Below are 12,192 nucleotides of genomic sequence, written 5' to 3' on the forward strand. Positions count from 1 at the left end.
TACGGGACCGGCCGCCCCCCGGTGTCAGGGCCGTGGCGTCCCGCCGCGGGCGCCCCGGGCGCCGAGCAGGCCGAGCGCGGCGACCGCGACGCAGGTGGCGCTGAGCGCGAGCGTCGTGACCCACAGGCCGTCGGTGCTGGACAGGGCCGACTCCGTCCGCTCCAGGAAGAGGGTGCCGAAGGTCGCGGTCCCGACGAGCATCCCGAGCTGCGTCATGGTGCCGGTGAGGCCGCTGGCGTCCGCCGCGTCCTCCGGACGCACCGAGGACAGCGCGCGCACCAGCAGCGGCGCGTAGGCCAGCGCCATGCCCGCGCCGTTCACCCCGAAGAGTGTCAGCACGGCGGGGCCCAGCGGGTCGCCGTCCCGCAGCAGCAGGCCGACGCCGAGCGTGCCCGCCGCGGCGGTCAGCAGTCCGGCGGGGACCAGATACGGATGCCAGGCGGCGGGGAGCCGGCGCCAGGTCAACGACACCAGCCCGAACATCAGGGCGGTGGGCAGGAAGCTCAGGCCGGCCCGCAGCGCGCCGTAGCCCAGTCCTTCCCCCGCCTCCGGGCCCTGGAGGTGCAGCGAGAAGGCGAACATCAGCCCCGAGTTGACCGCCATCACCAGGCAGATGCGGGTGACTGCCAGGCCCATGCCGGGGCTGCGCAGCACCCGCGGGGACAGCAGCGGGGCGCCGCCGCGCCGGGCCAGGCGCGACTCGAACCAGGCGAACCCGGCCAGCAGCAGCACGCTGCCGGCCAGCGAGAGCCAGCACCACGTCGGCCAGTCCTCCTCCTGGCCCAGCACCAGCGGCACGGTGAACGCCAGCACCGCGGCGCTCAGCAGGGCCAGGCCCGGCAGGTCGAGCTCCCGGGCCCGCTCCCCCGGGCCCGGACGGTCCAGCGGCACCACCCTGGCGCCCAGGACCAGCAACGCCAGCCCGATGGGCACGTTCACCAGGAAGATCGGGCGCCAGCCCCAGCCGAAGAGGTCGGCGCTGACCAGCACCCCGCCGGCCACCTGCCCCGCGGCGGCGCCGGTGGCTATCACGGCCCCGAACATCGCGAGGGCCCTGCCGCGTTCGGCGCCGGTGAAGGTCCGCTGGATGAGGCTGAGCACCTGGGGGAGCATCAGCGCGGCGCCCACGCCCTGCAGGAAGCGGAAGGTGATCAACTGGCCGGTGGTGGCGGCCAGGCCGCAGGCCAGCGAGGTCAGGGTGAACGCGGCCAGCCCGACCTGGAACAGCCGGCCCGGGCCGAGCCGGCCGCCCAGCCGGGCGCCGGTGACCAGCAGCACCGCGTAGGTGATGGTGTAACCGGCGACGACGAGCTGCAACGAACCACCGGACGCGCCCAGGTCGGACTGCACCGTCGGGGCGGCCACGTTGACGATGAACACGTCGAGCAGGTTCATGAACTGGGCGGCCAGCAGGGTGAACAGCAGCAGCCCGGCCCGCCGGTGCGCGGGCGGCGCGGCCGGCGCGCCGGGAGCCGCCTCGGGGATCGCCTCGGAGGTCGCCTCAGGAGTGGTGGTCATGCCGAACAGCCTGGTACGCGCCCGGTACTGGTAACGAGAGCCCTGCGATACTGGTACTGGCAGCACCCGGTTACGGCGTGGCCGGGGGCGCCGCGGGCGGGCACGCTGGGGGGATGAGGATGGCGACGGCACCACGCGAGGCGGCAGCACACGAGGCGCCGCCGCGGACGCCGCCGCGTGCGGCGGGGCAACGGCGGCGGCCCGAGTTGGCGGCGTTCCTGCGCGGCCGGCGGGCCCGGATCACGCCCGAGGACGTCGGCATGCCGCCAGGGCCGCGGCGCCGCACGCCGGGCCTGCGCCGCGAGGAGGTGGCGCAGCTCGCCGGCGTGGGCGTCACCTGGTATACGTGGCTGGAGCAGGGCCGTCCGATCAACGCCAGCCCGCAGGTGCTGGACGCGGTGGCGCGCACGCTGCGCCTGGCGGAGCACGAGCGCGAGCACATGTACCAGCTGGCCGGCGTGCCCTACGCCAGGGAGCCGGAGCCGCGGGCGCGGGCCGTCAGCCCCGACGTGCAGGCGGTGCTCGACGCGGTGGACCCGTTGCCGGCCGTGATCTACAACGCCCGCTTCGACGTGCTCTCGTTCAACCGGGCCTACTGGTCGCTGTTCTTCGCGCGCACCGACAGGTGGCAGCGCACGGCCGCGGACGGCGAGGCGCACAACGTGCTGTGGGCGCTGTTCACCGGCTCGCGGGAGGACTGCCCGCTGGTGTTCCGCCAGGACGAGCTGCGGGTCATGGTCGCCACGTTGCGCGCCGGCTACGGCAACCACGTCGGCGAACCGTCCTGGGAGGCGTTCATCGGGCGGCTGTGCCGGGCCAGCGAGGAGTTCGCGGGCATGTGGGCCAGTGGCGAGGTGGTGCCGCCGGGGCCGCGGGTGAAGACGTTCCGGCATCCGGAGGTCGGCGAGGTGCGGCTGCGCTCGGTGTCGATGTCGGTGCACGGCATCCCCGAGGCGCGGATGGTGGTCTACACCGCGGCCGACGAGGAGAGCGGCCGGCTCGTGACCACCCTCCGCGGGCGCCTTGCGTAGTTCCTTCCCGGAAAGCTCGGACGGCCGGAGACGGCTCCACGCCGACGCGCCCCGGCTCCGCCGGGGTCAGGCGGTCGGACACCGGTCCTGGGTGGCCGGGGACGGTCTGAGGGCCGAACGTTATCGGCCCCGGGACAGACGGTCGAGGGCGTTGGCGCTCAGCCGGCGGTCGGACACCGGGCCCGGCCCCGCCGCCGGCGCGGTGGTTCGCGGGGCGTCCGGGTGGCGGGAGGGTCAGACGTCGTCGCCGAGGACGGGTTCGGGGAGGGAGCCGGCGTTGTGTTCCAGGAGGCGCCAGCCGCGGACGCCCTCGCCGAGGACCGACCAGCTGCAGTTGGATAGGCCGCCCAACGCCTCCCAGCTGTGCGGCTCCAGGCCGAGCAGCCGGCCGATGGTGGTGCGGATCGCCCCGCCGTGGCTGACCACCACGAGGACGCCGCTGGCCGGCAGCTTGTCCGCGCTGCGCTCCACGACGGGCGCGGCCCGGTCGGCCACCTCGGTCTCCAGCTCGCCGCCGCCGCGGCGCACCGGCTCGCCGCGCTTCCACGCGGCGTACTCGTCGCCGTACCGGGACTGGATCTCGTCGTGGGTCAGGCCCTGCCAGACCCCCGCGTAGGTCTCCCGCAGGCCCTCGTCGTACGTCACCTCCAGGCCGGTCAGCGCGGCCAGCTCGGCGGCCGTCGCCACGGTCCTGCGCAGGTCGGAGGAGATGATGGCGTGCGGCTCCAGGGCGGCCAGCAGGCGCGCCGCGCGGCGGGCCTGGGTCACCCCCGTCTCGGTGAGGTCGATGTCGGTGGTCCCCTGGAAGCGGCGCTCCAGGTTCCACGAGGTCTGACCGTGGCGCCACAGCACGATCCGGCGCCCGGCGCCGGCGGAGCCGCTCAGCGGAGCTCACCGCCCGCGGCGCCCGGCGCGGGCGAGCCGTCGGGGGTCGACACCTGCTCGCCGGCGTGTTCCCTGGCCCGGCCGCGGGTGGCCTCCGCGTCCGGCGGCAGCCGCAGCGTCGGACAGTCCTTCCACAGCCGCTCCAGCGCGTAGAACACCCGCTCCTCCGCGTGCTGGACGTGCACCACGATGTCGACGTAGTCGAGCAGCACCCAGCGGCCCTCGCGCTCGCCCTCCCGGCGCACGGGCTTGACCCCGAAGTCCTTCGACAGCCGCTCCTCGACCCCGTCCACGATCGACCTGACCTGCCGGTCGTTGGGCGCGGAGGCGAGCAGAAACGCGTCGGTGATCGCCAGGACGTCGCTGACGTCGTAGGCGATGATGTCGTGGGCCAGCTTGTCAGCGGCGGCCTGGGCGGCGGCCTCGATCAACTCGGTGGCACGGTCCGTGGCGGTCACAGGTGCTGCCTTCTCCATCCGTTCGGCGACCCCGGTGGGCGGGCGCATCTCTCCAGGGTCTCACGCCGCGCCCACCGCGCCGCGGGATATTCGCCCCCAGGGCGTCACGGAACGTGACCGCCCGGGTCATTCGACGAAGTCCTCGCCGAGCACGATGGTCACGTTGGAGTTCCCCACGCTCTCACCCTCGGTGACGGCGTCCTCGGGCAGCCCCAGCGTCCTGGCCACCTCGACGGCGGTCTCCCGGTGCGCCGCGTCGCCGTAGGTCACCTGGGAGGTGCTCTGGATCTCCTCGACCGCCCGCGCGTCCACGACCGTGAAGCCGCCGTTGACCAGCGTGATCCGGGCGTCCTCCGCGGTGCCCTCGACGCCGCTGGCGTCGCGGATGCCGATCCGGGCCACCCCGCCGGCCTCCTGGTCGGCGACCGTGCCGCCGAGCACGTCCCGCACCAGCCCGCCGGCCGTGTCGTCGCTGATCAGCCCGCCGTCCTCGACCGGCAGCAGCGTGGTCTCGTAGGCGTCGGACTGGGCGTAGCCGGCGAGCTGCGCCAGGCTGGCGCCGAGCTCCTCCTGGGACAGCGAGGGGTCGGGGATCTGGTTGAGCGCCTGGAGGGTCTCGGTCACCGTGCGCTCGTTCGAGGAGAGGTTCTCCAGCACGCCGGCCATGACCTGGCCGAAGCGCTCCAGCTGCGCGCTCTCGGGCTCGCCCTCGGCCCGGTAGGTGGCGTAGCCGATGGCGGCCTCGCCGTCCATCTCGACGCCGTTGCCCTGCGGCACCAGCGGCTCGCCGCCGCCCTCACCGTCTCCGTCGCCCTCGCCGTCGCCCTCGCCCTCGCCGTCTCCGCCGGCACCGGCGCCGGCCGGCACCTCGACGTTGGTGTCCACGGTGATGCCGCCGACCAGTTCGACCAGGAAGTCGAGGTACGGGGTGTCCAGCCGCCAGGTGCCCTTGATGTCGGCGCCCAGCAGCCCGCCGAGCGCGTCCCTGACCTCGCCGGCGCTGGACTCGGTCACCGCCTGGCCCAGCGTCGTCGGGGCGCCGTCCGGGGTGACCGCCAGTTCGTTGGGGAGCAGCAGGGTGGTGCCCTGCTCCGTGGTCTCGTTGGCGACCAGCAGCGCGGTGGAGGTGGTGTCGCCGTTCGTCTCCCTGAGGTGGACCGCGATGACGTCGCGCACCTCGGCGGCGGAGCCGCCCTCCGTCCCGGCCTCGGTGCCCGGCAGGAACGGCACCCGGTCGGTGGCCCACAGGTAGCCGGCGCCGCCGAGCAGGGCCAGCACGAGCGTGACGACGAGCAGCCGGCGGCGGTTGCGGCCGCGGCGCTTCGCCTCCTCGCGGCGTTCGGTGCGGCTCTCGGTGAACTTCAGCCAGTCGATGACGTCCTGGGAGTCCTGGTCGTTCTCCTCGACGAAGGAGAACTCGTCCGTGTCGTAGTTGCCGCCGGCCTCCGGCGGCCGGCGCTGGCCCGGCACGTTCGCCGCCTCCGGCGGGGCGGGCGCGGCGGGTGGCACCCTGGTCTGCTCGCCGGTGTCGGGGCCGTAGCCCGGGTACACCGGGGGCTGCTCGCCCGTGCCGTAGTCGTAGCCCTGGTAGCCCTCCTGGGTGCCTGGGTGACCGGGGTCGGGGTAGCCGGGACCGGGGTAGCCGGGGGGCACGGGCCGCTGTTCGCCCGTGCCGTAGTCGTAGCCGTCGTGGACCGGGGTCTGCTCGCCGGTGCCGTAGTCGTACTCGCCGTAGGCCGGCTGCTGACCGGTCTGCTGGGGGCCCGCGCCGTAGCCGTACCCGTCCGGCGGTGCCTGCGGGGGGGCGGGCGCGGGGCGGTACACCGGGCGCCCGTACTCGTCATAGCCGTAGAACTCGGTGTTGCCCGGTGCCTGCTGCCCGTACGGATCCTGCCGGTCGTTCACCCGTGCCGCCCTTCCGCCCGATCAGCGCGCCGGTCCCGAGGTGTGCCGGTAGAGCGCCCGTTTGTTGATGTAACGCACCACTCCGTCCGGCACCAGATACCAGACCGGGTCCGCGCGGGCCACCCGCTCGCGGCAGTCGGTGGAGGAGATGGCCAGGGCCGGCACCTCCACCAGGGACACGCCGCCGCCGGGCAGCCCCGGGTCCGCGAGCTGGTGCCCCGGCCGGGTCACCCCGATGAAGTGGGCGAGCGAGAAGAGCTCCTCGGCGTCCCGCCAGCCGAGGATCTGCGCCAGCGCGTCGGCGCCGGTGATGAAGAACAGGTCCGCGTCCCCGTGCAGATCCCGCAGCTCGCGCAGTGTGTCGATGGTGTACGTCTTGCCGCCGCGGTCGATGTCGATGCGGCTGACCGAGAACTGCGGGTTGGAGGCGGTCGCGATGACCGTCATCAGGTACCGGTCCTCGGCCGGCGACACGTCCTGGTGCGTCTTCTGCCACGGCTGCCCCGTCGGCACGAAGACGACCTCGTCCAGGTGGAACTGGGACGCCACCTCGCTCGCGGCGACCAGGTGCCCGTGGTGGATGGGGTCGAACGTGCCACCCATCACGCCGAGGCGCCGCTTCCCTGGCGCTATCACCTCTCGCATAGGCAGACCCTAGCGGTCGCGGTTGAGCCGGGTCGTGATCCACAGCAGCAACAGCAGCGCGGCGAACGTGCCCCCGCCGATGGCGTAGGCGTTCAGGCTGTCGTGGTTGCCGCCGTGTTCGCCGCTCTCGGCGAGGGTCAGGACGGCGTCCGAGACGCGGGGCGGGAGGCTGGACATGCTCATGAAGGCCCATCCGGGAACGTGGCGGCTGGAACGTAGGGTCGGAGCCATCGTATGCCGACGAGATGGCGCCGGGCCCTTGCCCCCACCGGTCGCGGTGAGATGGAGTGGTGGGGGGACCTCCCGGGCTCCGCGGGGCTGGGTGAGGGGGACGCTCGGAGACCACGCAAGCAGGGGGTTCACATGACAGACGGCACGACGCCGGATGGCGCCGAGCGGATACCGAGCCGCAACAGGCGGCGATTCCCGGACATATCGTCCCGGGCCTACGAACATCCGGCGGATCGTTCCGCCCTGGTGGCGCTGCGCAAGCTGACCGGCTTCGACACGGTGTTCAAGGCGCTCAGCGCCATGCTGCCGGAGCGGAGCCTGCGGCTGCTGTTCCTGTCCGACTCGGTGCGCGTCAACGAGCGGCAGTTCGCCCACCTGCACCAGATGCTGCTCGACGCGTGCTACATCCTGGACCTGGAACGGGTCCCGCCGATGTACGTCACGCAGGATCCCAAGCCGAACGCGATGTGCATCGGCCTGGACCGGCCGATCATCGTGCTCACCACCGGCCTCGTCGAGCTGCTCGACGAGGAGGAGATGCGGGCGGTCGTCGGCCACGAGGTCGGGCACGCGCTGTCCGGGCACGCGGTCTACCGCACGATCCTGCTGTTCCTGACCAACATCGCGGTCCGGGTGGCGTGGATCCCGCTGGGGAACATCGCGATCATGGCCATCGTCTCGGCGCTGCGCGAGTGGTTCCGCAAGTCGGAGCTGTCGGCCGACCGGGCGGGGCTGCTGGTCGGGCAGGATCCGCAGGCGTCGATGCGCGGCCTGATGAAGCTGGCGGGCGGCAACCACCTGCACGAGATGAACGTCGACGCGTTCCTGGAGCAGGCCGAGGAGTACGAGGCGGGCGGCGACCTGCGGGACTCGGTGCTGAAGATCCTCAACGTGCTGCCGCGCACCCATCCCTTCGCGGTGGTGCGGGCGGCGGAGCTGCGCAAGTGGGCCCAGAGCCGCGACTACCAGCGGATCATGGACGGCCACTACCCGCGGCGCGGCGAGGACCGGGACGCGTCGGTCAGCGACTCCTTCCGGGAGTCGGCCAACCACTACACGTCCACGATGCGCAGCAGCAAGGACCCGCTGATGAAGCTGGTCAACGACGTGGCCGGCGGCGCGAGCGATCTGGGCGGCCGGCTGCGGGACTTCGCCACGGGGCGCGGCCGGGGTGGCGGCACGGCGACCCGCGAGGCGGAGGCGCCGGAGACCACGGAGACCGACACGGAGTCCGGTCCGGACGCCGGCCCGGACGCCGGCGGGAGCGGCGGGAGCGGCGGGACGGGACCGACGAACGGAGACGCGGGACCGCCGCGCGACTGAACGGCTCCGCCGGCGTGCGGCACCCGACTCCGTCGGGCCGCACGCCGGCGGAGGGCGGAGGACCCGCGGTCGTGACGGACACCGCCGCGGCACAGCGACCTCCGGTCATCAACCGGCGCCGACGCGACACGGACTCCGACGGTCGGGCTCGGGATGTGGACTCAAGGGCACGAGACCCGAACCCGGGCTCGGGACGCCGACTCAGGACGCGGGCTCAGGACGCCGGATCAGGACGCCGGATCAGGACGCCGGATCAGGTACACCGGCTCGTGGCTCAGGGCTGAGGACACGGGATCAGGGACACCCGCCCGCCGCTCGTGGCGCGAGATCAGGACGCCGGATCGGGACGCCGACTCGTGTCCGGGATCAGGTACACCGGCTCGTGGCTCAGGGCTGAGGACACGGGATCAGGGACACCCGCCCGCCGCTCGTGGCGCGAGATCAGGACGCCGGATCGGGACGCCGACTCGTGTCCGGGATCAGGTACACCGGCTCGTGGCTCAGAGCTGAGGACACGGGATCAGGGACACCCGCCCGCCGCTCGTGGCGCGGGATCAGGGCGCCGACTCGTGTCCGGGATCAGGTACACCGGCTCGCGGCGCGGGGCGTGGGATCAGGACGCCGGCCCAGGACACCGACCAGGACGTGGGCTCAGGGCTCAGGAACAGGACCCGGGATCAGGGTGCCGGGCCCGGGCGGGGTTGGGGTCACGTGTCCGGGAGCGCCGGCAAGGCGCTTGCGGACAGGGTGCCGCATATCGTCGCGCCGGCGGCCCGCGTGGCGTAGGGGTCGGTGGTCTCCATGGCGGGCGAGTGCGCGGCGCGCTCGCCCGCCAGCAGCGGGTCGAACGCCGCGGCCGTCTCCGCCGTGCAGTCCATCGGCCCGGCCAGCGAGTCGACCTGTCGCAGCATCACCTGACGGTCGCGCAGCTGGTCCTCGCCGAACTGCAGCCGGATGTCCCGCTCCACGGTGAACAGCGCGGCCGGGGCCAGGGGGGCGTCCGCCGGACGGACGGCGTAGACGAAGACGTGCTGCCCGGCCACCTCGATGACGCCCTCCGACACCTCGTCGAAGGTGAAGCGGCCCTCCACCCGGGGCAGCGGATCGGCCAGCGCCACCCGCTGCTGGGTCGGGTCGGCCGCGAACCGCACCAGCCAGTCCGTGGCCGAGGTGTCCGCCGCGTCCGGGTGCTCCGCGGCGCTGCCGGCCAGGGCGTCGTCGAACTGGTGCTGTTGGTCCTCGCCGAGCAGCTCGCGCACGGGCGCCGAGGTCTCGCCGGTGACCACGTCCTCCGTCAACGCGCTGGCCACCACGTACTCCTTGGCCAGAGTGAGCGCCGTCCACACCTGCTGCTGGGTGAAGTGGGCCGTGGCCCGCGGATCGGGCAACGAGACGCCGCCCTCGCCGAGGCCGAAGTCCGCGGCCTGGCTGGCGGCGTACAGCGCGACGATGTCGTCGGATCCCGGCACCGCGCCGTCCGGGGCGAGCGGGGTCACCGAGCCGACGGGCGGTTCGACGGCGACGGCGGGGCTGGCGCCGTAGGGGTTGTTGCTGCCGAGGTAGATGGCGGCGGCGAAGGCGAGGAGGATGATCAGGGCCAGGGCTATGCCCTGCTTCGGCACCGTGCGGTTTCCGGCGCTGCCGCCGGGCGTCGCGTCCGGTGAACGGCTGCGCACCGCCTCGCCGTGGGTCTCGAGGCGCTCCTGGGCGGAGGCCTCCTGGAGCCGCGCAGCTCGTACGAACGACTCGTCGAAGACGGTCGATCGGTATTCCTCGTCCCCGGCTCCCGAGACGCCCCCGGGGGTCCCTTCGGGAGGGTCAGTACGCCCGGCCACCAGACCAGCGTAGGTCGATAACAGGTGCGTAAACAGCCCTCGATGGCCATCTCTTTCGCCCGCGGGCCGCGTGTGTGGCGCTTGCCGGGAGCACGCGGGGAGCGCGGCGGTGGCGCGAGGGGCGTGCGAACGGGCGGTTGAGGAACGCGTGGTGACGTGCGATGACGTGAGGTGACGCGGGGTGGCCGCGTCAGCGGTCGTCCTCGGGAACGTCCGCCTCGACGTCGGCGGGGAGGCCGTCGTCCGGCCCGTCGGCCGGGGAGGCGGGCAGCGGGGTGGGCTCGCCGCGTTGGGCGGAGGAACCGGCGCGCTGGATGGCTATCAGGGCGAACGCGATGACGCTGATCCCCATCACCATGGCGAGGACGCAGGCCACCGGACGCTGCCAGCGCGCCGGTCGCCAACCCCCGCGCGGCGCGGCCGCGCGACCGGTGAGCGCGCCGGGAGCCGGATAGCCGGCGTATCCGCCGTATCCGAGCTCCTCCTCGTCCTCGTCCGACAGGTACCTGGTGTAGTCGGAGCGGTCGAACCGCCCCTCCTCGTCGTCCGGCTCCTCGTCCTCCAGGTCCTCGTCGAGGTCACGGAGGTCGGCGTCGACCGGATACCCGCCGGCGCCGTCCGGCGTACCCGCGTCGAAGTCGAGGTCGGGGTACGGGGAATGCTCGGTGACGGCCTCGGACTCGGCGCGCTCGAGGGCCGCGTAGAGTATCCGCTCGGCTGCGCTCGGCTCGTGGATCGCGGCGGCCTCGACGAACTCCTCGTCGAGCACCACGGCGGCGAACGCCTCGTCGGCTGCCCCGCGATCCTGGCTGTTGGGCCCTTCCCCGTCTCGGAACGGGTAGCCCTCCGCATTGTCCGGCACGTATCCAGCGTAGGCGGCTTGGGCCCTCAGGGGGAGGGCCCGGGGGAATTCACCCGATTCGGGGGCACACCGGCGGCCGCCGGCGACTACCGAACGTGTCCGTCGCCGGTCACCACATAGGTGGTGGAGGTGAGTTCCGGAAGGCCCATCGGGCCGCGGGCGTGCAGCTTCTGCGTGGAGATGCCGATCTCCGCGCCGAACCCGAACTGCCCACCGTCGGTGAACCGGGTGGAGGCGTTGACCATCACCGCGGTGGAGTCCATCCGGGAGACGAAACGGCGGGCCGCCGCGGTGTCCCCGGTGACGATCGCCTCGGTGTGCCCCGAGGTCCAGCGGCGGATGTGGGCTACGGCCGCGTCCAGGTCGGGCACCACGGCTGCGGCGATGTCGTAGCTGAGGTACTCGGTCTCCCAGTCCTCCTCGGTGGCCGGGGTCACCGCCACGCCGGCGGCGGCGCCGGCCTTCTGCCACGCCTCGTCGCCGTGCACCCGCACCCCGGCCTCGGTCAGCGCGGCCAGCGCGCGGGGCAGGAACCGGTCCGCGATCCCGGCGTGCACCAGCACCGTCTCCGCGGCGTTGCACACGCTGGGCCGCTGGGCCTTGGAGTTGACCAGGATGTCGACGGCCATGTCGAGGTCGGCGCGCTCGTCCACGTAGACGTGGCAGTTGCCGACGCCGGTCTCGATGACCGGCACGATGGACTCCCGCACCACGGTCTGGATCAGCGAGGCGCCGCCGCGCGGGATCAGCACGTCGACCAGGCCGCGGGCGCGCATCAGCTCGCGCACCGAGTCCCGGCCCTCGCCCGGCACCAGCTGCACGGCGTCCGCGGGCAGGCCGGCGTCCGCGACCGCCTCGCGGAGCACCGCGACCAGCGCGGTGTTCGACGCGTAGGCGGAGGAGGAGCCGCGCAGCAGCACGGCGTTGCCGGCCTTCAGGCAGAGCGTGGCGGCGTCCACCGTGACGTTCGGCCGGGCCTCGTAGACGATGCCGACGACGCCGAGCGGCACCCGGACCTGGCGGAGCTCCAGCCCGTTGGGCAGGGTCGAGCCGCGCACCACCTCGCCGACCGGGTCGGGCAGCGCGACCACGCTGCGCACGTCCTCGGCGATGGCGGCGATCCGCTCCGGGGTCAGGGTGAGCCGGTCGATGATCGCCTCGGGGGTGCCGGCGGCGCGCGCCTTGGCGATGTCCTCGGCGTTCGCCGTGACGATCTCGTCCGCCCGGGCGAGCAGCGCGTCGGCGATGGCCAACAGCGCCGCGTCCCGCGCGGTGCGCGGCAGCGGCGCGAGCACGGTGGCCGCGGCCTTCGCCCGGCGGGCGACGGCGAGGACGGGGCTCTCCGCGGCGGGCTGGGCCGCGGGCTGGGCTGCGGAGACGACGGGAGACTCGGCGGAACGGCTCATGCTCCCGAAGGGTAGTCCGTGCGGCCGGGCGCCCGGACCGGACGACCACGGGCCGGACGGTTACGGACCGGACGCGCGGCCGGCAGGGCGGGA

Annotated in this window: 11 protein-coding genes; 2 read left to right on the plus strand and 9 right to left on the minus strand. The window is 73.7% G+C overall.

Annotation, left to right across the window (positions count from 1 at the left end; genetic code table 11):
• Window positions 1–24: 24 nt before the first annotated feature.
• Window positions 25–1,413 carry an MFS transporter gene (locus tag ABGB06_RS30195; protein WP_347595687.1) on the minus strand — a complete coding sequence of 463 codons (1,389 nt, stop codon included), beginning with the start codon at window positions 1,411–1,413 and terminating at the stop codon, window positions 25–27.
• A 224-nt stretch (window positions 1,414–1,637) separates the two neighbouring features.
• On the opposite strand from ABGB06_RS30195, the gene ABGB06_RS30200 reads away from it, so the two are divergent.
• Window positions 1,638–2,549 carry a helix-turn-helix transcriptional regulator gene (locus tag ABGB06_RS30200; RefSeq protein WP_347595314.1) on the plus strand — a complete coding sequence of 304 codons (912 nt, stop codon included), beginning with the start codon at window positions 1,638–1,640 and terminating at the stop codon, window positions 2,547–2,549.
• 234 nt (window positions 2,550–2,783) lie between these two features.
• On the opposite strand, the gene ABGB06_RS30205 is transcribed toward ABGB06_RS30200, so the two are convergent.
• The 5 genes from ABGB06_RS30205 to ABGB06_RS30225 form a co-directional block, all read right to left on the minus strand.
• The gene (locus ABGB06_RS30205; protein ID WP_347595690.1) at window positions 2,784–3,434 is read right to left on the minus strand and encodes a histidine phosphatase family protein; all 651 of its coding nucleotides are present in this window, start codon (window positions 3,432–3,434) and stop codon (window positions 2,784–2,786) included.
• Complete coding sequence (gene rsfS, locus ABGB06_RS30210) at window positions 3,431–3,892, minus strand: ribosome silencing factor (RefSeq protein ID WP_347595693.1); 462 nt, start codon at window positions 3,890–3,892, stop codon at window positions 3,431–3,433. The genes ABGB06_RS30205 and rsfS overlap by 4 nt, the downstream gene beginning before the upstream one ends.
• A gap of 126 nt (window positions 3,893–4,018) precedes the next feature.
• Entirely contained in the window at window positions 4,019–5,797 is a 1,779-nt protein-coding gene (locus ABGB06_RS30215; protein WP_347595317.1) for an LCP family protein, read from the minus strand.
• A 21-nt stretch (window positions 5,798–5,818) separates the two neighbouring features.
• Window positions 5,819–6,442, minus strand: a complete 624-nt coding sequence (gene nadD / locus ABGB06_RS30220) for a nicotinate-nucleotide adenylyltransferase (RefSeq protein ID WP_347595320.1) — start codon at window positions 6,440–6,442, stop codon at window positions 5,819–5,821.
• A 9-nt stretch (window positions 6,443–6,451) separates the two neighbouring features.
• The gene (locus ABGB06_RS30225) at window positions 6,452–6,625 is read right to left on the minus strand and encodes a hypothetical protein (RefSeq protein WP_347595323.1); all 174 of its coding nucleotides are present in this window, start codon (window positions 6,623–6,625) and stop codon (window positions 6,452–6,454) included.
• Window positions 6,626–6,805: 180 nt separating this feature from the next.
• On the opposite strand from ABGB06_RS30225, the gene ABGB06_RS30230 reads away from it, so the two are divergent.
• Complete coding sequence (locus ABGB06_RS30230; RefSeq protein WP_347595326.1) at window positions 6,806–7,996, plus strand: M48 family metallopeptidase; 1,191 nt, start codon at window positions 6,806–6,808, stop codon at window positions 7,994–7,996.
• A gap of 707 nt (window positions 7,997–8,703) precedes the next feature.
• Here ABGB06_RS30230 and ABGB06_RS30235 read toward each other — a convergent pair.
• The 3 genes from ABGB06_RS30235 to ABGB06_RS30245 all read right to left on the minus strand — a co-directional run bounded on the left by ABGB06_RS30235 (window position 8,704) and on the right by ABGB06_RS30245 (window position 12,099).
• Window positions 8,704–9,831 (minus strand): hypothetical protein, encoded by a 1,128-nt coding sequence (locus ABGB06_RS30235; RefSeq protein ID WP_347595329.1) that lies wholly within the window; start codon window positions 9,829–9,831, stop codon window positions 8,704–8,706.
• A gap of 190 nt (window positions 9,832–10,021) precedes the next feature.
• Window positions 10,022–10,693: a hypothetical protein gene (locus tag ABGB06_RS30240; RefSeq protein WP_347595332.1), complete on the minus strand. Its 672-nt coding sequence runs from the start codon at window positions 10,691–10,693 to the stop codon at window positions 10,022–10,024.
• Window positions 10,694–10,779: 86 nt separating this feature from the next.
• Window positions 10,780–12,099: a glutamate-5-semialdehyde dehydrogenase gene (locus ABGB06_RS30245; protein WP_347595335.1), complete on the minus strand. Its 1,320-nt coding sequence runs from the start codon at window positions 12,097–12,099 to the stop codon at window positions 10,780–10,782.
• Between the last annotated feature and the right edge of the window lie 93 nt (window positions 12,100–12,192).

Source organism: Streptomyces sp. B6B3 (assembly GCF_039871525.1).
Classification (GTDB): Bacteria; Actinomycetota; Actinomycetes; order Streptomycetales; family Streptomycetaceae; genus Streptomyces.